At 72.7% G+C, this 26,100-nt stretch carries 23 protein-coding genes and 1 riboswitch; of the genes, 19 read left to right on the top strand and 4 right to left on the bottom strand.

Annotation, left to right across the window (positions count from 1 at the left end; translation table 11 throughout):
* Positions 1-95 precede the first annotated feature (95 nt).
* The 6 genes from BX286_RS11360 (at position 96) to BX286_RS11335 (ending at position 7,357) form a co-directional block, all read left to right on the top strand.
* Positions 96-716, top strand: a complete 621-nt coding sequence (locus BX286_RS11360; protein ID WP_079426271.1) for a heme-copper oxidase subunit III — start codon at positions 96-98, stop codon at positions 714-716.
* 77 nt (positions 717-793) lie between these two features.
* Complete coding sequence (locus BX286_RS11355; protein WP_079426268.1) at positions 794-1,603, top strand: c-type cytochrome; 810 nt, start codon at positions 794-796, stop codon at positions 1,601-1,603.
* Entirely contained in the window at positions 1,600-2,658 is a 1,059-nt protein-coding gene (locus BX286_RS11350; RefSeq protein WP_079426265.1) for a ubiquinol-cytochrome c reductase iron-sulfur subunit, read from the top strand. The genes BX286_RS11355 and BX286_RS11350 overlap by 4 nt, the downstream gene beginning before the upstream one ends.
* Positions 2,655-4,280, top strand: coding sequence for a cytochrome bc complex cytochrome b subunit (locus tag BX286_RS11345; RefSeq protein WP_079426263.1), 1,626 nt, complete (start codon positions 2,655-2,657; stop codon positions 4,278-4,280). Before BX286_RS11350 ends, BX286_RS11345 begins: the two co-directional genes overlap by 4 nt.
* A 180-nt stretch (positions 4,281-4,460) precedes the next feature.
* A complete protein-coding gene (gene trpD / locus BX286_RS11340; protein WP_079426260.1) occupies positions 4,461-5,525 on the top strand; it encodes an anthranilate phosphoribosyltransferase in 1,065 nt (354 codons plus the stop codon).
* Positions 5,526-5,615: 90 nt separating this feature from the next.
* A riboswitch (SAM riboswitch) is annotated at positions 5,616-5,732 on the top strand.
* A 233-nt stretch (positions 5,733-5,965) separates the two neighbouring features.
* Positions 5,966-7,357 (top strand): aminotransferase class V-fold PLP-dependent enzyme, encoded by a 1,392-nt coding sequence (locus tag BX286_RS11335; RefSeq protein WP_079426257.1) that lies wholly within the window; start codon positions 5,966-5,968, stop codon positions 7,355-7,357.
* A 98-nt stretch (positions 7,358-7,455) separates the two neighbouring features.
* Here BX286_RS11335 and BX286_RS11330 read toward each other — a convergent pair whose 3' ends face one another.
* Both BX286_RS11330 and BX286_RS11325 read right to left on the bottom strand, forming a co-directional pair.
* Positions 7,456-7,737 carry an Lrp/AsnC family transcriptional regulator gene (locus BX286_RS11330; protein WP_007263678.1) on the bottom strand — a complete coding sequence of 94 codons (282 nt, stop codon included), beginning with the start codon at positions 7,735-7,737 and terminating at the stop codon, positions 7,456-7,458.
* Positions 7,734-8,456 carry a rhomboid family intramembrane serine protease gene (locus BX286_RS11325; protein ID WP_079431671.1) on the bottom strand — a complete coding sequence of 241 codons (723 nt, stop codon included), beginning with the start codon at positions 8,454-8,456 and terminating at the stop codon, positions 7,734-7,736. Before BX286_RS11325 ends, BX286_RS11330 begins: the two co-directional genes overlap by 4 nt.
* 125 nt (positions 8,457-8,581) lie before the next feature.
* Between BX286_RS11325 and BX286_RS11320 the strand changes: the two genes are divergently transcribed.
* The 7 genes from BX286_RS11320 (at position 8,582) to BX286_RS11290 (ending at position 17,089) form a co-directional block, all read left to right on the top strand.
* On the top strand, positions 8,582-8,824 hold the full coding sequence (locus BX286_RS11320; RefSeq protein WP_079426254.1) for a hypothetical protein: 243 nt from the start codon (positions 8,582-8,584) through the stop codon (positions 8,822-8,824).
* 39 nt (positions 8,825-8,863) lie between these two features.
* On the top strand, positions 8,864-10,228 hold the full coding sequence (locus BX286_RS11315) for an NYN domain-containing protein (protein ID WP_100863784.1): 1,365 nt from the start codon (positions 8,864-8,866) through the stop codon (positions 10,226-10,228).
* Positions 10,229-10,514: 286 nt separating this feature from the next.
* Positions 10,515-11,564, top strand: coding sequence for a C40 family peptidase (locus BX286_RS11310; protein ID WP_079426248.1), 1,050 nt, complete (start codon positions 10,515-10,517; stop codon positions 11,562-11,564).
* 243 nt (positions 11,565-11,807) lie between these two features.
* Positions 11,808-12,860, top strand: a complete 1,053-nt coding sequence (locus BX286_RS11305) for an NlpC/P60 family protein (RefSeq protein WP_100863785.1) — start codon at positions 11,808-11,810, stop codon at positions 12,858-12,860.
* A 25-nt stretch (positions 12,861-12,885) separates the two neighbouring features.
* The gene (locus BX286_RS11300; protein ID WP_079426243.1) at positions 12,886-14,049 is read left to right on the top strand and encodes a hypothetical protein; all 1,164 of its coding nucleotides are present in this window, start codon (positions 12,886-12,888) and stop codon (positions 14,047-14,049) included.
* 77 nt (positions 14,050-14,126) lie between these two features.
* Complete coding sequence (locus tag BX286_RS11295) at positions 14,127-15,269, top strand: glycosyltransferase family 4 protein (RefSeq protein ID WP_121014928.1); 1,143 nt, start codon at positions 14,127-14,129, stop codon at positions 15,267-15,269.
* A gap of 203 nt (positions 15,270-15,472) precedes the next feature.
* Entirely contained in the window at positions 15,473-17,089 is a 1,617-nt protein-coding gene (locus BX286_RS11290; protein ID WP_079426238.1) for a GMC oxidoreductase, read from the top strand.
* A 13-nt stretch (positions 17,090-17,102) separates the two neighbouring features.
* Here the strand turns inward: BX286_RS11290 and BX286_RS11285 are convergent, their stop codons facing one another.
* The gene (locus tag BX286_RS11285) at positions 17,103-18,899 is read right to left on the bottom strand and encodes a long-chain fatty acid--CoA ligase (protein WP_121014927.1); all 1,797 of its coding nucleotides are present in this window, start codon (positions 18,897-18,899) and stop codon (positions 17,103-17,105) included.
* 254 nt (positions 18,900-19,153) lie between these two features.
* On the opposite strand from BX286_RS11285, the gene BX286_RS11280 reads away from it, so the two are divergent.
* The 6 genes from BX286_RS11280 to BX286_RS11255 all read left to right on the top strand — a co-directional run bounded on the left by BX286_RS11280 (position 19,154) and on the right by BX286_RS11255 (position 24,928).
* On the top strand, positions 19,154-19,936 hold the full coding sequence (locus tag BX286_RS11280) for a metallophosphoesterase (RefSeq protein WP_079426232.1): 783 nt from the start codon (positions 19,154-19,156) through the stop codon (positions 19,934-19,936).
* 122 nt (positions 19,937-20,058) lie between these two features.
* Positions 20,059-20,502, top strand: a complete 444-nt coding sequence (locus BX286_RS11275; RefSeq protein WP_079426229.1) for an SRPBCC family protein — start codon at positions 20,059-20,061, stop codon at positions 20,500-20,502.
* Between the two features lie 797 nt (positions 20,503-21,299).
* The gene (locus BX286_RS11270; RefSeq protein ID WP_261993401.1) at positions 21,300-22,484 is read left to right on the top strand and encodes an ArsA family ATPase; all 1,185 of its coding nucleotides are present in this window, start codon (positions 21,300-21,302) and stop codon (positions 22,482-22,484) included.
* 64 nt (positions 22,485-22,548) lie between these two features.
* A complete protein-coding gene (locus BX286_RS11265; RefSeq protein WP_079426226.1) occupies positions 22,549-23,031 on the top strand; it encodes a DUF5304 family protein in 483 nt (160 codons plus the stop codon).
* Between the two features lie 62 nt (positions 23,032-23,093).
* Complete coding sequence (locus tag BX286_RS11260; protein ID WP_045946881.1) at positions 23,094-24,035, top strand: ROK family glucokinase; 942 nt, start codon at positions 23,094-23,096, stop codon at positions 24,033-24,035.
* 98 nt (positions 24,036-24,133) lie between these two features.
* Positions 24,134-24,928 carry an endonuclease/exonuclease/phosphatase family protein gene (locus BX286_RS11255; RefSeq protein WP_187344118.1) on the top strand — a complete coding sequence of 265 codons (795 nt, stop codon included), beginning with the start codon at positions 24,134-24,136 and terminating at the stop codon, positions 24,926-24,928.
* Positions 24,929-25,503: 575 nt separating this feature from the next.
* On the opposite strand, the gene BX286_RS11250 is transcribed toward BX286_RS11255, so the two are convergent.
* Positions 25,504-26,082: an HAD domain-containing protein gene (locus tag BX286_RS11250; RefSeq protein WP_121014926.1), complete on the bottom strand. Its 579-nt coding sequence runs from the start codon at positions 26,080-26,082 to the stop codon at positions 25,504-25,506.
* Positions 26,083-26,100 lie beyond the last annotated feature (18 nt).

The raw sequence follows: 26,100 nt of genomic DNA, 5'->3' as shown, positions 1-26,100 counted from the left end.
CAGGGGTGATCTGATGGGCCGTTCGGGCCTTGCACACCCCCCTGACACTCCGAACGGCACCCCCCGGGGTGAGGGCGGGATAAGCGACCGACATAATGTCGGTCGTGGCGACAGCAACGACAGTAGATACCGGGCACGCGCACCCGACGGTCAACCGGCCGAACCTCGTCAGCGTCGGAACCATCATCTGGTTGAGTTCCGAGCTGATGTTCTTCGCGGCCCTCTTCGCGATGTACTTCACCCTGCGATCCGTGATGGGCGCCGAGCACTGGGCAGAACAGGCCAAGGCCTTGAACCTGCCCTTCTCGGCGACGAACACCACGATCCTGGTGCTCTCCTCGCTCACCTGCCAGCTCGGCGTGTTCGCCGCCGAGCGCGGTGACGTGAAGAAGCTCCGGACGTGGTTCATCATCACGTTCGTCATGGGTGCGATCTTCATTGGCGGCCAGGTGTTCGAGTACACCGAGCTGGTCAAGCACGAGGGCCTGAGCCTCTCGTCCGACCCGTACGGCACGGTGTTCTACCTGACCACCGGCTTCCACGGTCTGCACGTGACGGGCGGTCTCATCGCCTTCCTGCTGGTCCTCGGCCGGACGTACGCGGCCAAGAGGTTCACCCACGAACAGGCCACGTCGGCCATCGTCGTGTCCTACTACTGGCACTTCGTCGATGTCGTCTGGATCGGCCTCTTCGCGACGATCTACCTGATCAAGTAGCGAACACGTCGCCGGGCCCGAGCCCGGCTCACCATCCAGAAACACCGACGCAGAAGATCCTGACACCGGGGTAATCCGTGAAAAAGCTCTCCGCACGACGACGCCATCCGCTGGCGGCGGTCGTCGTTCTACTCTTCGCGCTGGCGGTCACTGGGGGGCTGTACGCCGCCTTCGCGCCCGCGGGCAAGGCGCAGGCCGATGAAACCGCCCAGTCCCTCGCCATCGAGGAGGGCAAGAAGCTCTACGCCGTGGGCTGCGCAAGCTGCCACGGAACCGGCGGTCAGGGTTCCTCTGACGGCCCGAGCCTGGTCGGCGTCGGCTCCGCGGCCGTCGACTTCCAGGTGAGCACGGGCCGCATGCCCGCCCAGCAGCCCGGCGCCCAGGTGCCGAAGAAGCGGAACATCTATTCCCAGGCCCAGATCGACCAGCTCGCGGCGTACATCGCCTCTCTCGGCGCCGGCCCGATCGCGCCGACCGAGAAGCAGTACGACCCGGCCGGTGCCGACATCGCCGCCGGTGGCGAGCTGTTCCGCAACAACTGCGCGCAGTGCCACAACTTCACCGGCGAGGGCGGCGCGCTGACGAACGGCAAGTACGCCCCGAACCTCGAGGGCGTCGAGCCGAAGCACATCTACGAGGCCATGCTCACCGGCCCGCAGAACATGCCCTCCTTCCCCGACAGCACGATGCCGGAGAAGCAGAAGAAGGACATCATCGCGTACCTCCAGAACGTGAACGGCGAGAAGTCGGTCAGCCCTGGCGGCCTGAAGCTCGGTGGCCTCGGCCCCGTCTCCGAGGGTCTGTTCGGCTGGATCTTCGGTCTGGGTGCGCTGATCGCTGTCGCCGTCTGGGTCGCGGCCCACACCGCTAAGGCCAAGAAGTCATGAGTAGCCAAGACATTCCCGAAGACAAGCACCTGCCGAGCGAGCAGGGCGACGCGCACCACGGTGCCGTAGCGGTCGCGGACGACCCGTTCGCCGACCCGGGCCTGCCGGTCCACAAGCCGCGCATCCAGGACATCGACGAGCGGGCCGCCAGGCGGTCCGAGCGCACGGTCGCGATGCTGTTCACGCTGTCGATGCTGGCCACCGTCGGCTTCATCGCCTCGTACGTGTCCATCCCGGTCGAGAAGATCATCTACGTCTTCCCGATCGGCAAGGTCAGCGCGCTGAACTTCGCCCTGGGCCTGACCCTGGGCGTGGCCCTGTTCTGCATCGGCGCGGGCGCGGTCCACTGGGCCCGCACCCTGATGTCCGACGTCGAGGTCGCCGACGACCGCCACGAGATCGCGGCGCCGGCGGACGTCAAGGCCAAGGTCATGCAGGACTTCGCCGACGGTGCGAACGAGTCCGGCATCGCCCGCCGACCGCTGATCCGCAACACCCTGCTCGGTGCGCTGGCCCTCGTGCCGCTCTCCGGCGTGGTCCTGCTGCGCGACCTGGGCACGCTGCCCGAGGACAAGCTCCGCAAGACCATGTGGGCCAAGGGCAAGCTGATCATCAACCAGAACACCATGGAGCCGCTGCGCCCCGAGGACGTTCAGGTCGGTTCGCTGACCTTCGCCATGCCCGAGGGCCTGGAGGAGGACCAGCACGACTTCCAGAACCAGATCGCCAAGGCCGCCCTGATGCTCGTCCGGATCAAGCCGGAGGACATCAAGGACAAGCAGGAACTCGAGTGGTCCCACGAGGGCATCGTGGCCTACTCGAAGATCTGCACCCACGTCGGCTGCCCGATCAGCCTGTACGAGCAGCAGACGCACCACGTGCTCTGCCCGTGCCACCAGTCCACCTTCGACCTCTCCGACGGCGCCCGTGTCATCTTCGGCCCGGCCGGTCACGCGCTTCCGCAGCTGCGGATCGGCGTGAATGACGAAGGCTTCCTCGAAGCGCTCGGCGACTTCGAAGAGCCCGTCGGTCCTGCATTCTGGGAGCGCGGATGAGCACTGCCACCACCACCGAGCGCAAAGCGCCGCGCGGTGAGCGCGTAGCCGACTGGGCGGACGGCCGCCTGGGCATCTACAGCCTCGCCAAGGCGAACATGCGCAAGATCTTCCCGGACCACTGGTCCTTCATGCTGGGTGAGATCTGCCTCTACAGCTTCATCATCATCATCCTCACGGGTGTGTACCTGACGCTGTTCTTCCACCCGAGCATGAACGAGGTCGTGTACCACGGCTCGTACGTGCCGATGCAGGGCGTCCAGATGTCCGAGGCCTTCGCCTCGACCCTGGACATCAGCTTCGACGTCCGCGGCGGTCTGCTCATCCGGCAGATCCACCACTGGTCGGCGCTGATCTTCGTCGCCGGCATGGTCGTGCACATGATGCGCGTCTTCTTCACCGGCGCGTTCCGCAAGCCGCGCGAGATCAACTGGATCTTCGGCTTCCTGCTGCTGGTCCTCGGCATGTTCACCGGCTTCACCGGTTACTCCCTGCCGGACGACCTGCTCTCGGGCACCGGTGTCCGCTTCATGGAGGGCGCGATCCTGTCCGTGCCGATCGTCGGCACGTACCTGTCGTTCTTCCTCTTCGGCGGCGAGTTCCCCGGCGGCGACTTCGTCGCCCGGTTCTACTCGATCCACATCCTGCTGCTGCCCGGCATCATGATGGGCCTGCTGGTGGCCCACCTGATCCTGGTCTTCTACCACAAGCACACCCAGTTCGCGGGCCCCGGCAAGACGAACAACAACGTCGTCGGCATGCCGCTGCTGCCGGTCTACATGGCCAAGGCCGGAGGCTTCTTCTTCCTGGTCTTCGGTGTCATCGCGGCCATCGCGGCGCTCGCCTCGATCAACCCGATCTGGGCGCTGGGCCCGTACCGCCCGGACCACGTGTCCACCGGTGCGCAGCCCGACTGGTACATGGGTATGCCGGAAGGCCTGATCCGTGCCATGCCCGGCTGGGAGATCAACCTGTGGGGCCACACGCTCGTCCTGGGCGTGTTCATCCCGCTGCTGCTCTTCCCGCTGGTCCTCGGCGCGATCGCCGTCTGGCCGTTCATCGAGTCCTGGGTCACCGGCGACAAGCGCGAGCACCACATCCTGGACCGCCCGCGCAACGTCCCGACCCGTACGGCCTTCGGTGCCGCCTGGATCGCGGAGTACATCGTGCTCCTCATCGGCGGCGGCAACGACATGTTCGCCCAGTACTTCCACCTGTCGATCAACTCGATCACCTGGTTCGTCCGGATCGGCTTCTTCGTCGTCCCGGTCCTCGTCTTCATCGCCACCAAGCGGATCTGCCTCGGCCTCCAGCGCCGGGACCACGACAAGGTGCTGCACGGTCGCGAGACCGGCATCATCAAGCGTCTGCCGCACGGTGAGTTCGTCGAGGTCCACGAGCCGCTCCCGCAGGGCAAGCTGCACACGCTCACCGCGCACGAGCAGTACAAGCCGCTCGAGCTCGGCCCGACGGTCGACGAGAACGGTGTCGAGCGCAAGGTGACGCGCGGCGAGAAGCTGCGCGCGAAGCTCAGCAAGGGCTTCTACGCGGAGGGCAACCAGATTCCGAAGCCCACCGTCGAGGAGTACAAGGAGATCCAGTCCGGCCACGGCCACCACTGATCTCCGGCACTACCGCTTGAGGGATTGATTCCGGTCGATCCTGGTGTCGCCACGGCATGAGCCCCCGTCCAGTGTCTGGACGGGGGCTCATTGCCGTCTCCGGGGCTGGATAGGCTGAGATCCTTCCCATCAGACGTGGGCCCCGACATCGCAAGACCCGACGAGCAGCAGGAGCTGACCATGAACGTTGCGACCCCGGCAGGCGGCGACAGCGTGGCGGCCCGCAGCTGGCCGGGCATTCTGGAGGCCCTGCTCGAAGGGCGGGACCTGGTGGCCGACGACACGGCCTGGGCCATGGAGCGGATCATGCTCGGCGAGGCCACCGACGCGCAGATCGCGGGCTTCGCGGTGGCCCTGCGGGCCAAGGGCGAGACCGTGCAGGAGTACACGGGCCTGGTCCGGACGATGTACGCACACGCCAACCTGATCGAGGTGCCCGGGCGGACCGTGGACATCGTCGGCACCGGCGGCGACGGCGCCAAGACCGTCAACATCTCCACCATGTCCGCCATCGTCGCCGCCGGCGCGGGCGCGAAGGTCGTCAAGCACGGCAACCGGGCCGCCTCCTCCGCCAGCGGCTCATCGGACGTCCTGGAGAAGCTCGGCGTCAACCTGGGCCTGACCCCGAAGCGGGTGGCGGAGGTCGCCGAGGAGGCCGGCATCACCTTCTGCGCGGCGGTCGTCTTCCACCCCGCCCTGCGGTACGCGGCCTCGGCCCGCCGCGACCTCGGAGTCCGCACCGCCTTCAACGGCCTCGGCCCGCTCACCAACCCGGCCCGGGTCACGGCCCAGGCGGTCGGCGTCGCGGACGGCCGGCTGGCCCCGATCATGGCCGGGGTGCTCGCCGAGCGGAACACCTCCGCCCTCGTCTTCCGCGGCGACGACGGCCTGGACGAGCTGACCACCACCGGCACCTCCCGGGTGTGGTGGGTGCGCGACGGCCGGATCACCGAGCACGCCTTCGACCCGCGCGACGTGGGCATCGACACCGTCGACATCTCCGCCCTGCGCGGCGGCGACCCCTCCTACAACGCCGACGTGGCCCGCCGGCTGCTGGCGGGGGAGACCGGCCCGGTGCGTGACGCCGTCCTGCTGAACGCGGCGTCTGCCCTGGTCGCCCTGGACCCGGGCACGGGCTCGCTGGAGGAGGAGCTGTCCGCGGGCATGGCCCGTGCGGCCGAATCCATCGACTCGGGCGCCGCCCGGGCCGCGCTGGAGCGCTGGGTGGCGGCCAGCAACGCCTGACCCGGACGGGTTCTTTCACGCCACGGCCCCGGTCCACATCGTGGACCGGGGTCTTGCGTTCCGAGGACCCTGTGGCAGGATGCTCTCCAAGGTCACGAGTGACAGCGTTTTGGCCCCGGCTTGCTGTCCGGCAACCCTCCTTCCGTGGCGGGGTGCCCCGGGTGATGACCAGGCCGTAGGCAGCGAGGTCTACGGCAAGCGCGGATCCCTCGACACCAGGGGTCCTGGTCTCTCGAGGAGCGTTTTCCGTGAGCAAGCGAATGCGATAGGGCGACTCCGCCCCTACTTCACCCCTCGGAAACAGGGTCCCTTCCGCGTACCCGCACCGCGTCCGAGGCACTTCCCGTACCCCTGACGGCCGGTCCCCGCATCCGCGCACCGCCGTACCCGCGTACGGGCACACCGAAGCCATTCAGCACTGCCTGCCGGGAGATTCCGCCATGTCCGCATCCCTGACCGCCGCCACCACCGCCGACGCCCGCACCGCCGCCGCCGACCCCTGCTGTGCCGAGCCGCTGGCCGTCCTCGGCCGGGACGTCACCGTTCCGCTCGTCACCGGCGGCGAGGTCGGCTACGCGGCCCTGGACTACGCGGCCAGCGCCCCGGCGCTCCAGCGGGTCTGGGACGACGTGGCCGCGTACGCCCCGTACTACGGCAGCGTGCACCGCGGCGCCGGCTACCTCTCGCAGCTCTCCACCGACCTCTTCGAACAGAGCCGGGCCACCGTCGCCGGGTTCCTCGACTGCCGCGCGGGCGACCAGGTGGTCTTCACCCGGTCCACCACCGACTCCCTCAACCTGCTCGCCGCCGTCCTCCCGGCCGACTGCCAGGTCTTCGTCTTCGAGACCGAGCACCACGCCTCGCTGCTGCCCTGGCGCGACGCGCAGGTCACCTGCCTCGACGCCCCGCGCACCCCGGCCCAGGCCGTCGCCACCCTGGAGCGGGCGCTGGCCGACCGCAACCCCTACGGCCCGGCCCTGGTCTGCGTGACCGGCGCCTCCAACGTCACCGGTGAGCTGTGGCCGGTCAAGGAGCTGGCCGCCGCCGCGCACGCCCACGGCGCGCGGATCGTGCTGGACGCCGCCCAGCTGGCGCCCCACCACCCCGTCTCGGTGCGGGAGCTGGACGTGGACTGGGTGGCCTTCTCGGGGCACAAGCTGTACGCCCCCTTCGGCTCGGGCGTGCTGGCCGGGCGCGCGGACTGGCTCCAGGAGGCCGAGCCGTACCTCGCCGGGGGCGGCGCCTCCCGCACGGTGGCCCGCCGTGAGGACGGCGGCGTCGACGTCGAGTGGCACACCACCGCCGCCCGCCACGAGGCCGGCTCCCCGAACGTCATCGGCGTCTACTCCATCGCCTCCGCCTGCCGGGCACTGCAGGAGGCCGGCTTCGACGGCCTCGTCGCCCGCGAGCGGCACCTCATCGCCAAGGTCCGCGAGGGCCTGGCGGAGGTTCCCGAGGTCCGGATCCTGTCCCTCTTCGGGGACGACGCCCCGCGCGTCGGCGTCATCTCGTTCGTGGTCGAGGGCTGGAACAGCTCGCACTTCGCGGCGGCGCTGTCCGCGGAGTACGGCATCGGCGTCCGGGACGGCCTGTTCTGCGCCCACCCGCTGGTCCGCACCCTGCTCGGCAGCGAGCCGCAGGCCCAGGGCGAGTGCGGGGCGCCGGAGGCGGCGCCGGGGGAGAGGTCGCTCAACGCGATCCGGGTCAGCTTCGGGGCGGGTACCCCGGACGAGCACGTGGACCGCTTCGTGCGGGCGGTCAAGGAGCTGGTGACGTCCGGCGCGAAGTGGCAGTACCGCACGGAGGACGGCCGCTGCGTCCCCGCGGTGTAGCGGGGCTCTGGCCTTGCACCCCGCGCCTCAGACGCCGGCGGGGCCGGATGCCGCCGCTGCGCGGCGATTCCGGCCCCGCCGGCGTGTGCGGCGGAAACCTACGCGTCGAGCCCGATGGCGAAGGCGGCTTCCAGGTCGTGCTGGGAGTACGTGCGGAACGCGACGTGCGTGTCCGTGGCCTCGACGCCCGGGATCTTGCTGATCCGGCCGGGGATGATGTCCGCCAGGTTCTCGTGGCGGGCCACGCGGACCAGCGCGATCAGGTCGTACGTACCGGTGACGGAGTAGACCTCGCTGACACTGTCCAGCTGCGCGATGGACTCGGCGATCTCGGGGATCCGGTCCACGCTGGTCTTGATGAGCACGATCGCGGTGATCACGGTTGGCTGTCTCCCTCGCCGGCAGTGACTGTTCGCCTCACTCTAGTCGTACGGCGATATCGCGCCCACGCGTAGCAGAACCCCACCGAGAAGCCCACGACATGGGCCAGATACGCCACCCCCGGCCCGCTCCCGGCCCGGTGCGCGGCCAGCCACTGGAGCCCGAACCAGAACATCAGCACGAGCCACGCCGGGAACCGCAGCGGCAGGAACAGCAGGAACGGGAACAGGCTCGTCACCCGCGCCCGCGGGAAGAGGCACAGGAACGCCCCCAGCGCCGCCGAGATCGCGCCGGACGCCCCGACCAGGGTCTGGTCGGAGGAGGCGTTGGCGGCCGCGTAGACGGCCAGGGCCACGTAACCGGTGCAGAGGTAGAAGACGAGGAACGCCGGCCGGCCCATCCGCTGCTCCGTCATGGCGCCGAAGACGTAGAGGAAGAGCATGTTCCCGAGCAGGTGCAGCCAGCTGCCGTGGACGAAGAGCGCCGTCAGCGGGGTCAGCAGGGGGCGGGCGGCCCCGGAGAAGAGCTCGTCCGGGACCACGCCCCAGTGCCGGAAGTAGGCCGTCCCCGTCGCCATCAGCCGCTCGCCCGAGCCGAAGGAGGGGTTCAGGCCGGAAGCGGGGCTCGTCAGGAAGGCCGCGCAGCAGCCCGCGATCAGCGCGTAGGTGACCACGGGGCCCCGCGCCGCCTCGCGGACGGCCCGCCACTTTACGATCATGCGACAGAGCATGACGCAGGCGGGCCCCCCTGAGGGTGGTGCCAGGCCGTAGGGTTACGTGCTGCAGTCCGCAGACCGCCGCGGAAGGCTTTAATTGAATGAGCTACGAAGGAGAGAGCGGCCTGATGACGACGGTTCCCCTGCCGACCGACACCACCCGGTGGCGCTGCACGCTGTGCGGCAACCTCACGCGGTTCGATGTCACCCGATCGTCGAAGGTCGTGGAGTACGTCCACCTCGATCTTGCCGGGGAGCCCAAGGTCGAGGAGCGCGAGGTGGTCAGTGAGACCATCGAGTCGGTCCGGTGCCGCTGGTGCAACGCGGTGGACCAGATCGAGCTCGTCGACAGGCCGGGCGCCGACTCCTGACGGAGCCGGGCCCACGGTAGATCACGGTAGGGGTGACGGATTGTGGAGCCAGCAAGCGGCGCCGGGCCGGCCGACGCGGCCCGCGACGCCGCGGAGGTCCTCGACCGCCCGCTGCCGGAAGGCGTGCGGCGCCGGGTCGTCTCGCTCGTCTCGGACGCCTTCGGCGGCCTGACGGTCGCCGACCTCCCCGCGCAGCTGCGCCAGTACGCCCGGTTCACCCCGACCCGGCGCGCCAAGTTCGCCGGCAACGCCATGGCCGCCGCCGTGGAGAGCGACGGGGTCTTCCGCAGCCGGGTGGCGGAGAAGGTGCGCGAGGCGCAGCCGGAACTGTCCGGGGCACTGGAGTCGGGTGCCCCGCCGGCCGCCGCGGACCCGCTGGACGTGGCGGCCGCCGCCTACGTGCTGAGGCCGGCCGGCTGGGTCAAGCTGGTGGCCGCCGCGGGCGAGGAGGCGCAGCGCGCCGACGCCGAGCGGGTGGGCGACGAGAACCGGCGCGAGCTGGAGCGGCTGCGCGAGGAGCTGGCGCAGCTGCGGGAGGCGCAGCGCAGCGGCAGTGAGCAGGTGCGGGGCGATCTGGAGCTCGCGCGCAAGGAAGCCGAATCGCTTCAGCGCAAGCTGCGCAGCGCCCTGAGCGACGTCAAGCGGGGCGAGGCGGCGCTGCGCAAGCTCGGCGGCGAGATCGACGGGATCCGCGCCGAGGCGGCCGCGCAGGTGGCCGCCGCCGAGAGCGAGTCCCGCCGGCTGAAGTCCCGTCTGGCGGAGGCGGAGTCGGCGCTGGAGACCGCGCGCAGGGCCACGCGTGAGGGGCGCAGCGTCGAGGACATGCGGCTGCGGCTGCTGCTGGACACGGTGCTGGACGCGGCGGCGGGGCTGCGCCGGGAGCTGGCGCTGCCGCCGGTGTCGACGCGGCCCGCGGACACCGTGGACGCGGTGGAGCCGGGCCGGATGACCCCGAAGGACATCGCGGCGCGGGCCCTGTCGGAGACCGATCCGGCGCTGCTGGACCAGCTGTTGGCGTTGCCGCAGGCGCATCTGGTGGTCGACGGCTACAACGTGACGAAGACCGGCTATCCGACGATGCCCCTGGAAAAGCAGCGGCTGCGGCTGCTGGGCGGCCTGTCGATGCTGGCCGCGCAGACCGGCGCCGAGATGACGTGCGTCTTCGACGGGGCGGAGCTGGCGGCGCCCGTGCTGCTCGCGCCGCCGCGCGGGGTGCGGGTGCTGTTCTCCAAGGCCGGTGTGACGGCGGACGAGTTGATCCGCCAGCTGGTGCGGGCCGAGCCGCCGGGCCGTCCGGTGGTCGTGGTCTCCACCGACCGCGAGGTGGCCGACGGGGTGGCGAAGGCGGGTGCCCGGCCCGTGGCGTCGGCATTGCTGCTCAAGCGGCTCGCGCGCGTTTCGTAGCGCTTGGCGGCTTGTGCCTCTGATGTGACCAGTGTGCGTGATGCCCGAATTGACGGTGCGTCCGGGAGACGTACCGTCAAGGGGGCTGCACGCAGCGTGGGCGCCGGGTAAAGAAGCCGGCAGGCGGGCGGATTTTTACGTTCCGGGATTTGAAGTGATCACAGACGGGTCACTAGGGTCTGCTCAAACCTCCGTTCGGTAGGTCACTCATTCGGGGTGTCGACGGAGGCGTGCTGCCGAGTGCCCGACCGTCTTCGGCGGCTCCAGCAAGGAGGAGCTCGCGTCCGTGGCGTCCCACCGTCGACCCAAGCCGCCGACCCGCACCCGCGTGAGCGTCTTCACCGCCCTCGCCACCGCGGCCGTCGCCCTCTCCTCCCAGTCGGCCATGGCCGCACCCGCACCGGACAAGCCGAACAAGGACGAGGTCAAGACCAAGGTCGACGCCCTCTACGAGGAGTCCGAGCAGGCCACGGAGAAGTACAACGGGGCCAAGGAGCAGCAGGACAAGCTGGAGAAGGAGATCGCACAGCTCCAGGACCAGGTGGCGCGCGGCCAGGACGAGGTCAACTCCCTGCGCAACGCCCTCGGTTCGATGGCCGCCGCCCAGTACCGCGGGGAGGGCATCGACCCGACCGTGGCCCTCCTGCTCTCCGGCGACCCGGACACCTACCTCGACAAGGCCTCCACGCTCCAGCAGTTGAGCGGCAAGCAGGTCGAGCAGATCACGGCGATCCAGGCCAAGCAGCGCAGCCTCGCGCAGAAGCGCCAGGAGGCCACGGGCAAACTCGCCGACCTCGCCGCCGTCCGCAAGGAGCTGGCCGAGCAGAAGGCCGCATCCCAGAGCAAGCTCGCCGACGCCCAGGCCCTCCTCAACACCCTGACCGCCGAGCAGCGCGGCGAACTCAAGAGCGACGCGGCCAAGGACGGCGCGGCCTCCGCGAAGGCCGCCGGAGGCGGGGGCGCCAAGTCCGGTGCCGCCAAGGGCTCCGGCCGGGCCGGAGCCGCCCTCGCCGCCGCCATCACCCAGGAGGGCGACGCCTACCACATGGGCGACACCGGCCCCGACTCCTGGGACTGCTCGGGCCTGACCCAGTGGGCCTACGCCCAGGCCGGCGTCAGCATCAGCCGCACCACCTACACCCAGGTCAACGACGGCACGCGCATCGGCCGCAACGAGCTCCAGCCCGGCGACCTCGTCTTCTTCTACAGCGACCTGCACCACGTCGGCCTCTACGCCGGCAACGGCCAGGTCTTCCACGCCTCCAACCCCACCGGCGGCGTGCGCTACGAGGCCATGAGCAACATGCCCTTCCAGTTCGGCGTCCGCGTCGGCTGACCCGCGTCCCCGGCTCCCCGGGACGCGCCGTACACCGCCCATCCGGGGGAATTGCGCGGACCCGCCCTGACCTCACGCCCCGCCCCTGACCTGTGCCAGAGGCGGGGCGCCCCCCTACGGCCCCTCCGGCGGTCGTTGGCCGGTGCGTGGCGGCGCGGCTACTGTCTGCCAGCGCGGAACCCGGCACACGGCCGTCCACCGGGACGGACCCGGGCCCGCACAGCGGACAGGGAGCGGTGCCACGTGGGATCCCATCGCCGGCCCGGGAGCGGCGGCCTCGACCGGAACGCCAAGGTCACCGTCCTCACCGCCGCCGCGGCCACCGCCGCCGTGGCCATGACGGCCGTACCCGCCAGCGCCGCGCCCGGCCTCCCGCAGGAACCCGCCACCAGCTCCCGTGCCCAGGTCGACCGGCTCTTCGAGGAGGCCGAGCAGGCCACCGAGAAGTTCAACCAGGCCGGGGAGAAGGCCGACGCGCTGCGCGCCGAGATCGCCCGCGCCCAGGACGCCGTCGCCCGCGCCCAGGACCGCGTCAACACCATGCGCGGGGTCCTCGGCACCTTCGCCGGCGCCCAGTACCGCTCCGGCGGCCTCGACCCCACCGTCGAGCTGATGCTCTCCGAGGACCCCGGCGCCTACCTCGACAAGGCCGCCGTCCTCGACCGGCTGAGCGGCCGCCAGGCCAAACAGCTCGGCGAACTCCGCGAGGAACAGGGCCGGATCGGCCGGCAGCGCCAGGACGCCTCCCGCAAACTCGCCGAACTGGAGACCCTGCGCGCCGAGGTGGCCACCCAGAAGCGGGCCGTCACCGCCAAACTCGCCGCCGCCCGCAGGCTGCTGAACGAGATGCCCTCCGAGGAGCGCGCCGACTTCGAGCGGGCCTCGCGCTCCGGCGGCCGCGCCGACGTCCTGCCGGACCTGCCCGACCTGCCCGTCGGCGGCCGGGCCTCCGGCCGGGCCATGGTCGCCGTGATGGCCGCCCGGGCCGCGGTGGGGAAGCCGTACGTGTGGGGCTCCACCGGCCCCTCCGGCTTCGACTGCTCCGGGCTGATGGTGTGGTCCTACCGCCAGGCGGGCGTCTCCCTGCCGCGCACCTCGCAGGCCCAGCGGTACGCGGGCCGCCGGGTGCCGCTCTCCCAGGCCCAGCCCGGGGACCTCGTGACGTACCGCTCGGACGCCAGCCACGTCGGCATGTACGTGGGAAACGGCCAGGTCATCCACGCCCCCTACCCCGGCGCCCGGGTCCGTTACGACCCCGTCGGGATGATGCCGGTGTCCGCGGTCACCCGGCCCTGAGCCGCCCCCTGCGTACGATCGGCGGATGGATCCCGTCCGCCGCGCCCTCGTACGCCTGCTCGCGCCGGCCCTGTGCGCGCTCGTGGCCGTGGCCGGGTGCGCGGCGCCCGCCCCGCCCGCCGACGCGGAAGTGCGGCGGGCCGTGGCCGACTGGGCGGCGGCCCCGCCGGCACGGCTCGCCTCGATCCCGCTGGAGGGCTGGTCCTACGAGGTCACCTCGGTCCGGCGGGACGGCGCCCGGGCCGACGTGCGCGCCGAGCTGCGCTACCGGCTCGCCGGCTACGACACCGCCGCCGCCGGTTCCGCCCGCGAGCTGACGCTGACCCGCAGTGATGGCGGCAGCGGCAGCGGCAGCGGCGGTACGGCCTGGCGGGTCACCGCCGAACGGCCCGCACCGGGGGCCCCGGCGCAGCTGTGGGACCAGCCGGACCCCGTCGCCGTCGTACGGGGCGCCCACTGCCTCGTCCTCGGCGCCGGCCAGAGCCCGCAGACCCTGGCGGGGATCGCCGCCGAGGCCGACCGGGCGGTCCCGGCGGCGAGCGCCGCCTGGCCGGGGCCGTGGGCGCGGCGGGTGGTGGTGCTCGTCCCCGCCACCCTCGACGCGATGGCCGCGCTGCTGGGCCGGCCCGCCGACGCCTACCGGGGCATGGGGGCCGTCACCACGGGCGCCACCGGCGGCGGCCCCGCCCCCGCCGACCGGGTGGTGGTCAACCCCGAGGGGTACGCGGAGCTCTCCCAGGCCGGCCGGCAGACCGTCCTCACCCACGAGACCACCCACGTCGCCACCCGCACCGCCACCACCGCCCGGACCCCGCAGTGGCTGTCCGAGGGCTTCGCGGACTGGGCCGCCTACCGGGACGGCCCGCTCGGCCCCGCCGAGGCCGCCCCCACCCTCGCGCGGGCCGTCCGCCTCGGCGACCTGCCGGCCGCCCTCCCCGCGGACGGGGCCTTCGCCTTCGGCGGCGGCCAGGACGCCATGGCCCGCGCCTACGAGGGCGCCTGGCTGGCCTGCCGGCTCATCGCCGCCCGCTGGGGGGACGCGGCCCTCGTCCGCCTCTACGCACTCGCCGGCCGCGAACCCCTGCCGACCGCCCTCGACCAGGCCCTGGGCACCGACCTGCCCGCCCTGACGAAGGCCTGGCAGCAGGCGCTGCGCGAGGACCTGGGCCAGGGGACCTCCGAGGAGTAGCGCCCGCAGCCCCGCGGCGTCCGGGCGCAGGGCGCCGCCGTGCGGACACCCCCGGGCCGTCGGGTACGTTGGCGGGGATGCACAAGACGCTGATCGTGACCAACGACTTCCCGCCGCGCCCGGGCGGCATCCAGGCCTTCCTGCACAACATGGCGCTGCGGCTGGACCCCGAGCGGGTCGTCGTCTACGCATCCACCTGGAAGCACAGCGCCGAGGGCCGCGAGGCCACCGCGGCCTTCGACGCCGAGCAGCCCTTCACCGTGGTCCGCGACCGCACCACGATGCTGCTGCCCACCCCCCGCGTCACCCGGCGGGCGGTGTCCCTGCTGCGCGAACACGACTGCGAGTCGGTGTGGTTCGGCGCGGCCGCCCCGCTCGGCCTGATGGGCCCGGCGCTGCGCCGGGCGGGCGCACGGCGGCTGGTCGCCACCACCCACGGGCACGAGGCGGGCTGGGCGCAGCTGCCGGCCGCGCGGCAGCTGCTGCGGCGGATCGGCGAGGGCACGGACACCCTCACCTACCTGGGGGAGTACACGCGCTCGCGGATCGCCTCGGCGGTGACGGCGTCCGCGGCGGCGAGGATGGTCCAACTCCCGCCCGGCGTCGACGAGAAGACCTTCCACCCCGGCTCGGGCGGAGCCGAGGTCCGCGCCCGGCTCGGGCTCAGCGACCGCCCGGTCGTCGTCTGCGTCTCGCGGCTGGTGCCGCGCAAGGGGCAGGACACCCTGATCGAGGCGATGCCGAGGATCCGGGCGCAGGTGCCGGACGCCGTGCTGCTGATCGTCGGCGGCGGTCCCTACGAGGCGGACCTGTGGGCGCTGGCCGCGGCGAAGGGGGTCGCGGACTCGGTGGTCTTCACGGGCGCCGTCCCGTGGTCGGAGCTGCCGGCCCACTACGGGGCCGGGGACGTCTTCGCGATGCCCTGCCGGACCCGGCGGGGCGGCCTGGACGTGGAGGGCCTCGGCATCGTCTACCTGGAGGCCTCGGCGACCGGGCTGCCGGTGGTGGCCGGGGACTCGGGAGGGGCGCCGGACGCGGTGCTGCCGGGGGAGACCGGGTGGGTGGTCCGCGGCGGCGACCCCGCCGCGGCGGCCGACCGCATCGTGCCCCTCCTCCAGGACCCCGCCCTGCGGGCGCGCATGGGCGCGGCGGGCCGGTCCTGGGTGGAGGAGAAGTGGCGCTGGGACCTCCTGGCGGACCGCCTCCGCGAGCTGCTGTAGCCCCGGGCGGGGGCCGCGAAATCCCGCCGCGCGTGCAGGGGACCGGGCCCGCTGCGGCGGAAAGTCGCGCCGTGGGCGCAATGGCCGGAAAGCGGCAGTCCCCAGCAGCGGCCGGTTACGGTCCGGCACATGACTGACTGTTACTCAGATGCGTGGCAACCCGCGTTATGGCCGGTTGGGCGGAATCCGCTCATGATGCGCCCATGAACCCCAACCTGACGCGCCGTCAACTCGGCCTCGCCGCGCTCCGCACCGCCGCCGCCCTCGGCCTCACCCGGATCGGCCTGACCACCGCCACCGCCGCCGAGGCCCCGCCCGCCGCCCGCTACGCGCCCGCCATCGTCGTCGGGTCCGGCTACGGATCCGCCGTCGCCGCGCTCAGACTCGGCCAGGCCGGCGTCCGTACCGTCGTCCTCGAAATGGGGCGCCTGTGGGACACCCCCGGCCCCGACGGCAAGGTCTTCCCGCCCACCACCGCCCCCGACCAGCGCTCCATGTGGTACCGCACCCGCACCGAGGCCCCCCTCGCCACCTTCCTCTGGCTGGACGTCGTCAACCGCGACATCAGCCCCTACCCCGGCGTCCTCGACCGCGTGAACTACGGCGACATGTCCGTCTACGTCGGCCGCGGAGTCGGCGGCGGATCCCTGGTCAACGGCGGCATGGCGCCCACGCCCCGCCGCTCCTACTTCTCCGAGGTGCTGCCCCAGGTCGACGCCGACGAGATGTACGGCACCTACTACCCCCGCGCCCGCACCATGCTCGGCGTCAACACCATCGACCCCGACTGGTTCGAGTCAACCGAGTGGTACCGCTTCGCCCGGATCTCCCGCAAGCACGCCCAGAACACCGGCCTCAAGACCACCTTCGTGCCCAACGTCTACGACTTCGGGTACATGCAGCGCGAGGCGGCCGGCACGGCCACGAAGTCCGCACTCGCCGGAGAGGTCATCTACGGCAACAACCACGGCAAGAAGAGCGTCGACAAGACCTACCTCGCGGCCGCCCTCGGCACCGGCAACGTCACCATCGAGACCATGCAGCGCGTGGTCGCCGTACGCCCGGACCCGGCCGGCGGATACGTCCTCACCGTCCGGACCAGCGACGTCACCGGCAAGGTCACCCAGGTCCGCGAACTCGGCTGCGCCCAGCTCTTCCTCGGCGCCGGCAGCCTCGGCACCACCGAGATCCTGCTCCGCGCCCGCGAGACCGGCGCCCTGCCCGCGCTCAACGACCGGGTCGGGCAGAACTGGGGCACCAACGGCAACATCATGACCGCCCGGGCCAATCACCTCTGGGACACCGTCGGCGCCAACCAGGCCACCATGCCCGCCCTCGGCATCGACGACTGGGACAATCCGGCCAACCCGGTCTTCGCGGAGATCGCCCCGCTCCCCATGGGCATCGAGCACTGGATCTCGATGTACCTGGCCATCACCAAGAACCCGGAGCGCGGCCACTTCACCTACGACGCCGCCACCGACTCGGCGCGCCTGCAGTGGACCCGGGACCAGAACGCCCCCTCGGTGGCGGCGGCCAAGAACCTCTTCGACCGCGTCAACCTCAGAAATTTCACCATGTACCGCTACGACCTGTTCGGCGACAACAAGGCCTTCGCCGACACCTTCACCTACCACCCGCTCGGCGGCTGCGTCCTCGGCGAGGCCACGGACACCTACGGGCGGGTGAAGGGATACCGGGGGCTCTACGTCACTGACGGCTCGCTCGTCCCCGGCTCGCTCGGCGTGAACCCGTTCGTGACGATCACGGCCCTCGCCGAGCGGAACATGGAGCGGATCCTGGCCGAGGACCCGCGTTAGGGCGAGCGCCGCGTCAGGAGCGGTACAGGGCCTCGATCTCGTCCGCGAAGTCCTTCGCCACCACATTGCGCTTGAGCTTCAGCGACGGCGTGATGTGGCCCGACTCCTCCGTGAACTGCGAGGGCAGGATGCGGAACTTCCGCACCGACTCCGCCTTGGAGACCGCCGCGTTGCCGTCGTCCACGGCCTTCTGGACGGCGGCCATCAGGTCCGCGTCCTCGCGCAGGTCCGCCGCCGTCGAACCGGCCGGCTTGCCGTTCTCCGCGGCCCACCGGCCGAGGAACTCCTCGTCGATGGTGACCAGCGCCGCCACGAACGGCTTGCCGTCGCCGACCACCATGCACTCGGCGACCAGCGCGTGGGCCCGGATCCGGTCCTCGATCACGGCGGGGGCGACGTTCTTGCCGCCCGCCGTGACGATGAGCTCCTTCTTGCGGCCGGTGATCCTCAGGTAGCCGTCCTCGTCGAGGGTGCCGACGTCACCGGTGTGGAACCAGCCGTCGGACATCGCCTCGGCGGTGGCCGCCTCGTTCTTCCAGTACTCCTTGAAGACGTGCTCGCCGTGCACCAGCACCTCGCCGTCGTCGGCGATGCGCAGCACCGAGCCCGGCAGCGGCTGGCCGACCGTGCCGATCTTCTGCTTGTCCCACGGGAGGAAGGCCGTGGCCGCGCAGGTCTCCGTCAGGCCGTAGCCCTCCAGCACCGTGAAGCCGATGCCGCGGAAGAAGTGCCCCAGGCGCTCGCCCAGCGGGGCGCCGCCGGAGATCGCGTACTCGCCGCGGCCGCCGAGGACGGCGTGCAGCTTGCTGTAGACCAGCTTGGAGAAGATCTTGTGCTTGAGCTTCAGGCCGAAGGACGGGCCCGAGGGCAGGTCCAGCGCCCGGCTGTAGGCGATGGCCGTCTCGGCGGCGGCGTCGAAGATCTTGCCCTTGCCGTCGGCCTGGGCCTTGGCGCGCGCCGAGTTGTAGACCTTCTCGAAGACCCGCGGCACGCCCAGGATCAGGGTGGGCCGGAAGGACTGGAGCTCGTCGGTGAGGTTCTTGATGTCCGGTACGCAGCCCAGCCGGATCGGCGCCAGGACCGCCGCGACCTCCACCAGGCGGCCGAAGACGTGCGCGGCCGGGAGGAACAGCAGCACCGAGCACTCGCCGGTGCGGAACAGCGGCTTCAGCCGCTCCACGACGTTGCCGCACTCGGCGAAGAAGTTGCGGTGGGTCAGCACGCAGCCCTTGGGACGGCCGGTGGTGCCCGAGGTGTAGACGATGGTGGCCGGGTCGTCGGCGTTCGCGAGGGAGCTGCGGGCGTCCACGTCCGCGTCCGGGACCCCGGCCCCGGCGGCCTTGAGCGCGCCGAAGGCGTCCTGCTCGATCTGCCAGACCTCGCGCAGCTCCGGCAGCCGGTCGCGCAGGGCCTCCACGTGGGCGCCGTGCCCCGGGCTCTCCACGATGGCCGCGACGGCGCCGGAGTCCCCGAGGATCCACTGGATCTGCTCCGGGGAACTGGTCTCGTACACCGGGACGGTGACCGCGCCCGCGCTCCAGATCGCGAAGTCGAACAGGACCCACTCGTAGCGGGTGCGCGAGATCAGGGCCACCCGGTCGCCGGGCTGGATGCCGGAGGCGATCAGGCCCTTGGCGGCGGCCCGGACCTCGGCGAGGAACTCCGTCGCGGTCACGTCCTGCCAGCGGCCGTCGACCTTGCGGCTCATGACGGCGGTGTCTGGGTGCTGGGCGGCGTTGCGGCGGATGAGATCCGTCAGGTTCCCGTCCGAAGGGACCTCGTACAGGGCCGGAAGGCTGAACTCGCGCAAGACTGCTGCTCCTCTGGGCGCCATCGCCACCGTGTGGACCGACCGGACGTTACCCACCGGTAGTGGGTTCCCGATAGAGGGAACCGGCCAGATGTTCCGTGCGTCACATTCTGGACTTCGCCGTGCATCGCAAACGCCGCCACAGCGCTGCCGACAGTAGTCGACCGCCTCCGAGACTCGGAAGTAACCGCAGGTCCGGCCACCTGCGAGCCCCGCTCTACCAGCCGGGCACCGGCACCCCTAGGGTGGCGGACATGGGTGCCAGCAAGAGGCGTACACGAGTCCACGTCGTCAGCGACGTCCACGGCAACACCGAAGCGCTCGCACGGGCCGGCGACGGCGCCGACGCCCTCGTCTGCCTCGGTGACCTGGTCCTCTTCCTGGACTACGCCGACCACTCGCGCGGCATCTTCCCCGACCTCTTCGGCGTCGAGAACGCCCACCGCATCGTCGAACTGCGCACGGCGCGCCGCTTCGCCGAAGCGCGCGAATTCGGCCGCCGGCTGTGGGACGGGCTGGACCGCGAGCGGATGATCGAGGAAGCGGTGCGCCGCCAGTACGCGCAGATGTTCGCCGCCTTCCCCAGCCCGACGTACGCCACCTACGGCAACGTCGACGTCCCCGCCCTCTGGCACGAGTACGCCGGCCCCGGCACCACCGTCCTGGACGGGCAGCGCGTGGAGATCGGCGGCCGCGTCTTCGGCTTCGTCGGCGGCGGCCTGCCGTCCCCGATGCGCACCCCGTACGAGGTGGACGAGGAGGAGTACGCGGCGAAGGTCGAGGCGCTGGGCGAGGTGGACGTGCTCTGCTCGCACATCCCGCCGGAGGTCCCCGAACTCTGCTACGACACGGTCGCCCGCCGCTTCGAACGCGGCAGCACCGCCCTCCTGGCCGCGATCCGCCGCACCCGGCCCCGCTACGCCCTCTTCGGCCACGTCCACCAGCCGATGGCGCGGCGCATGCGGATCGCAGGCACGGAGTGCGTGAACGTGGGCCACTTCGCGGCGACGGGGAAGCCGTGGGCCCTGGAGTGGTGACCACACGCCCGCGGACCGGGGCCCCGCAGTGTCGGCACCGGTACGCGCGGTAGCCTTCACGCGGCGGCGGCCGGAGGCCCCTGCACACTTGCCGAACACTCTCCCCCGGAGGAGCGACCGCGATGGCGGAACACACCAGCTCGAGCATCACGATCGACGCCTCGCCGGCCGAGGTCATGGCCGTGATCGCCGACTTCGCCCGCTACCCGGAGTGGACGGGTGAGGTGAAGGAGGCCGAGGTGCTGTCCACCGACGCCGAGGGCCGCGCCGAGAAGGTGCGCCTGCTGCTGGACGCGGGCGCGATCAAGGACGACCACACCCTGTCCTACCGCTGGAAGGGCCAGGACGAGGTCGCCTGGACCCTCCACAAGTCCCAGATGCTCCGCCAGCTGGACGGCTCCTACCGGCTCGCCCCGCTGGACGGGGGGCGGCGCACGGAGGTCACCTACCAGCTGACCGTCGACGTCAAGATCCCGATGCTCGGCATGATCAAGCGCAAGGCGGAGAAGGTCATCATCGACCGCGCCCTGGCGGGCCTGAAGAAGCGCGTGGAATCCGCCGCCTGACCCCTTCCCCCGTTCCGCCAGGGACTCCGCACCCGACGCTGCGCGCCCGGTGCGCCGCGCTGGGAGGCACGCCCGGCACGGGCTGACGTTCCGCTGCGCGACATGCCGCCGCGTACGACCGGCGGGCCGCACCGAACTCCAGCCTCGCCGGCGCCCCGGCACGGGGCCTGGGGCGGAGCCCCTGGGCACGGAGGAGGGCGGGCAGGGCACTCCGCCCCGCGCAGCGCCCCACCGCCGACCGGCACCCGCCCGGCGCCGCCCCAGCCAGAGCCGCGGGCCGTCCCCCAGCCCGAGCCCGCCCGCACGGCGGGGGCCCGCAGGTCCCCGGGACCGGGGCCGCCGCCGGGCGGGGCCGCACAACCCGGGGGACCGGCCCGGCCAGAGCCCCGCGGGCCGTCCCCCAGGCCGAGCCCGCCCGCACGGCGGGGGCCCGCAGGTCCCCGGGACCGGCGCGGCCCCCGGGCGGGGCCGCACAACCCGGGGGACCGGCCCGGCCAGAGCCCCGCGGGCCGTCCCCCAGGCCGAGCCCGCCCGCACGGCGGGGGCCCGCAGGTCCCCGGGACCGGCGCGGCCCCCGGGCGGGGCCCGCACGCCCGGGGATCGGCCTGGCCAGGTCCGCAGGCAGGGCATGCCCCAGGCCGAGCCCGCCCGCGCGGCGGGGGCCCGCAGGTCCCCGGGACCGGCGCGGCCGCCGGGCGGGGGCCGCACGCCCCGGGGACCGGCCGGCCGGCCGCGCGGCGGGGGCCACAGCCCCCGGGGCCGGGGCCGCCGCCGGGCGGCGTAGCGTTCGGGGGAGGATGATCTACGACCCGGAGCGCCGCACCATGCCGCACACCCTGCTCATCACCGGCCCCGGCGGGTCAGGCCGCACCACCGTCGCCGCCGCCACCGCGCTCGCCGCGGCCCGCGCCGGGCAGCGCGTGCTCCTGCTGTGCGCCGACGACCCCTGGGCCGGCGGCCCGGCCCCCGCCCCCGACCGCCTCCGCCTCGCCCGCATCGACTCCGGCGACGAGTTCCGCACCGAACTCGCCGCCCTCCAGGAACGCGGCGCCACCCTCCTCTCCATGCTCGGCGGCAGCCCCCTCGGCGCCGAGGAACTCACCGAGCTCCCCGGAGCCGAACAGTTCGCCCTCCTGCGCGGCCTGCGCCGCGCCGCCTCCACCCCCGCCACCGACCTCGTCGTCGTGGACATGCCCCCGCTCCACCAGGCCCTCACCACCCTCGCCCTCCCCGCCCAGCTGCGCCGCTACCTGGCCCGCCTGCTGCCCGCGGAGCGCCAGGCGGCCCGCGCCCTGCGCCCCGTACTGGCCCAGCTGGCCGGGGTCCCCATGCCCGCCCAGTGGCTCTACGAGACCGCCGCCCGCTGGGACGAGGAGCTCGCCGCCGTCCAGGCCGTCGTCGAGGCCCCCACCACCCGGGTCCGCCTCGTCGCCGAACCCGGTCCCGCCGCCGACGCCGCCCTGCGCACCGGGACGCTCGGCCTCGCCCTGTACGAGCTGCCCGTCCACGACCTGGTGGCCAACCGGCTCGTCCCGCGCGACTCCGCCGACCCGTGGACGGCCGGACTCGCCGCCCAGCAGGAGAAGTACCTGGCGCAGTGGCGGCAGGAGACCCCCGTGGTCCCGCTGGCGCACCTCGGCCGGGACCCCGAGCACCCCGGCGAGCTCGCCGGCGCCGAAGGCCTCGCCCCGAGCCCCGGCCCAGGCCCCGCCCCCGCGGCCCGCCCCGGCTGGACGGTCGAGGACCGGCTCGCCGAGGACGGGGTGCTCGTCTGGGCGGTCCCCCTGCCCCGCGCCCGCAAGAGCGAGCTCGACCTTGTCCGTCGCGGCGACGAACTGCACCTCGCGGTGGGCCCCTACCGCAGGACCGTTTCCCTCCCCTCCGCCCTGCGCCGCTGCACCGTCTCCGGCGCCGCCCTCACCGACGGGGTGCTCCGCATCCGCTTCACCCCCGACCCGCAGCTGTGGCCCCGGGCGCGCTGAGCTGCGTACCTCCGTTCGGGTACCGTCGGAAGTAGCCCCTACCGCAGCCGCAGGAGAGTCCGCCATGAGCGAGGCCACCGACCGCCCCACCGACGATGACGCCTGGGCCAAGGCCTGCGCCGAGGACCTCGCCGCCGAACGGGAGCGCCGCCGGGCCGAGCGCGAGCAGGGCGCCGGCGCGGGGGCCGGCGCGGGCGCCACCGGCACCGCCGCCGAGGAACTGTTCAAGCTCTTCGGCGCCGTCGCCGACAAGGTCTCCGCCCTCAACAACCCGGAGCTCGCCGCGGCCGCCCAGGACGCCGTACGCCAGTTCGTCAACCAGGCCAAGACCGCCGCCAAACCCGTCATCGAGCGCAACCCGGAGGTGTTCGGCCACCTCGCCGCCGCCGGCTCCGAGCTGCTCGCCGCCTACCGCTCGGCCGTCGAAGGCCACGAACGCCGCTGGGTCCGGGACGAGCCCCCGGCCCCCCGCAAGCACACCGACGGCGACGAGGGCCACGACCACGGCCCGGACGAGGGCCCGGCCCAGCGGATCGACCTCGACTGAGACTCCGCCGGGCTCGGGTACGGTTGGCCGTGGCGGGGCTTGACCGGAAAACCGAGGGACTAATGGGACTCACCATCGGCGTCGACATCGGCGGCACGAAGATCGCGGCCGGCGTGGTCGACGAAGAGGGCACCATCCTTGAGACGTACAAGGTGCCCACCCCGCCGACCGCGGACGGCGTGACGGAGGCGATCTGCGCCGCCGTCTCCGAGGTCAGCAGCAACCACACCATCGAGGCCGTCGGCATCGGCGCCGCCGGATACGTGGACGACAAGCGCGCGACCGTCCTCTTCGCGCCCAACATCAACTGGCGCCACGAACCGCTCAAGGACAAGGTCGAGCAGCGCATCGGCCTCCCCGTCGTCGTCGAGAACGACGCCAACTGCGCCGCCTGGGGCGAGTACCGCTTCGGCGCCGGCCAGGGCCACGAGGACGTCATCTGCATCACCCTCGGCACGGGCCTGGGCGGCGGCATCATCATGGGCAACAAGCTGCGCCGAGGCCGCTTCGGCGTCGCCGCCGAGTTCGGGCACATCCGGGTCGTCCCCGACGGCCTGCTGTGCGGGTGCGGCAGCCAGGGCTGCTGGGAGCAGTACGCCTCCGGCCGCGCCCTCGTCCGCTACGCGAAGCAGCGCGCCAACGCCACCCCCGAGAACGCGACCGTCCTGCTGGGCCTCGGCGACGGCACCCCCGAGGGCATCGAGGGCAAGCACATCAGCCAGGCCGCCCGCCAGGGCGACCCGGTGGCCGTCGACTCCTTCCGCGAGCTCGCCCGCTGGGCCGGCGCGGGCCTGGCCGACCTCGCCTCCCTCTTCGACCCGTCGGCGTTCATCGTCGGCGGCGGGGTCTCCGACGAGGGCGACCTCGTCCTCGACCCCATCCGCAAGTCCTTCAAGCGCTGGCTGATCGGCGGCGCCTGGCGGCCGCACGCGCAGGTCCTGGCCGCCCAGCTCGGCGGCAAGGCCGGCCTGGTCGGCGCGGCGGACCTGGCCCGCCAGGGCTGAACCCGCCGGCCCGCCGGGGCTGAGCCCCGCTCGGACACCTCTCGAGCCGCCCGCCGCGCCCCCTGTGGGAGCGGCGGGCGGCTGCGTATCTTGCGGGCATGGTGCCCGACACGTTGCCCCCGCCCCAGCCACTGCCCGACGCCGACGCCGTACCCGACGCACTGCCCAAGTCCCTGACCGAACCGGACGGCTCCGCCGTGATCCGCGTCCTCAGCTACAACGTGCGCTCGATGCGCGACGACGAGGAGGCACTGGCCCGGGTGATCCGGGCCTGCGCACCGGACCTGGTGTTCGTCCAGGAGGCCCCCCGCTTCTTCCGCTGGCGCAAGCACGCCGCCCGGCTGGCCTCCAAGGCCGACCTGGTCGTCCTGGGCGGCGGAGCGACGGCGGCGGGACCGCTGCTGCTGTGCTCGCTGAGGGCCTTCGTGGAGCACACGGAGGACGTCCTGCTGCCGCTGACCCCCGGCCTGCACCGGCGCGGCTTCGCCACGGCGGTCGTCCGCTTCGGCGCGGCCCGGGTGGGCGTGGTCAGCGCCCACCTCTCCCTGGACGCGACCGAGCGCGCCGCCCAGGCCGAGCTCCTCCTGGACCGGGTCGCCACCCTGGACGCCCCGCACGTCATCGCCGCCGCCGACGTCAACGAAACCCCGGGCGGCCCCGCCTTCACCCGCCTGTCGGCCACCCTCCAGGACTGCTGGACGGCCGCCCCCTGGGGCGGCGAGGCCACCTTCCCCTCGACAGCCCCGACCCGCCGCATCGACGCCCTGTTCGCCACCCCGGGGGTGGAGGTCCTCGCCTGCGGCGTCCCCACGGGCCTCCCGCCCACCGACCTCCGCACGGCAACGGACCACCTCCCGGTCCTGGCGGCGGTCCGGCTGGGGGCAGGGGCGTAGGGGCGCGCTCTCGCGGCGGGGGCCCGCCATCTCCCCCTCGAGGTGTCGGGGGCGGGTCGGTGGTTGCCCACCCGCCTCCCTGTCTGCGGGCCGGTGGGGTGGGGGGCGGGGTCCCGCCGGGCGGTGACGGCACAGCTGGCCGGGATGCGGGAGGGCGGGACTTGAGCCTGGCGGTCTCGGGGAGGGTTGGGGGGTTCCCGCCAGTCTCATCGTCCTTCCGCGTCGGGCCGGTCAGTCAAGGGCGCTCCTTCGTCGCGTCGCTGCGCGATCGCCTTCGGCGACCCTTGACAGACCGACCCGCCGCGAAATGCCGAAGACTGCCGGGAACCCCCCAAAGGAACGGGACGGACCGAAGACGGCCAATCGGCGGGATCAGCGACCAGCCGGGCAGACCGGGGGCCGGCAGACCGGGCATCCGGGCCCCATCAGGCGCAGCCGGGGCCTCCGCCCGCATCAGATCGCTACGCGCATCTCCCGTCTCGGCGGCCGGCGGCCGGCCGGGGTTGCTACCTGCACTGCATGCCAACCAGAGCGGTGTCGGGGGCCGTTGGGCGCGTCAGATCGCTACGCGCTCCTCAGATCTCAGCGTCTGGCGGCCGCCTTGGGCTGATGCCAGCAGCGAACGAGATCTGGTGGGAGGCCCACTCCCATACCTCAGCGAGGTGATGCGGCTGGAGGCCGTGGTGGGGGTCCGGTTGGACGAGGAGGGTGGGGTGGCCTTGGGCGGTGCGCTCGGCGGCCCAGGTGTGGTCGAGGTCGGTGAAGTCGTCGTCGATCCAGGCGACCGCCGATTCGCCGAGCCACGGATCGACGTGGTCGCGCTTCCAGAGGTAGCCGTTGGGGTGGCTGGTGGTGATACGGGGGCGGGGGAGGTCGAGGTAGGGGAAGTGGGGCAGGCCCAGGAGCGGGCCGATGATGCCGGTGGCGTCCTTGCGCCAGCTCGTGCACCACACGGGGGCGACCAGGCCGCTGTTCAGGAAGTCGGTGAGCATCGGGCCGTGGGCGGGGTTGAGCCAGACGGGGACGGGGTCTCCGGGGTTGCGGCCCGTGGGGAGGACGGTGTGGCGGGTGTGGGTTGGTGGGGTGCTGCCGTCGGGAGTCGGGAAGGGGATGAGGACGCCGTCGATGTCCAGGAGGAGGTGGGGTAGGGGCATCGGTGCCTCCGGTGGCGG

Origin of the sequence: Streptomyces sp. 3211.6 (genome assembly GCF_003634815.1) — a bacterium.
In the GTDB taxonomy this organism is placed as follows: Bacteria; Actinomycetota; Actinomycetes; order Streptomycetales; family Streptomycetaceae; genus Streptomyces; species Streptomyces katrae_A.
Note: the sequence above shows the minus strand (reverse complement) of the source record. Positions and strands in the feature narration are given on the sequence as shown.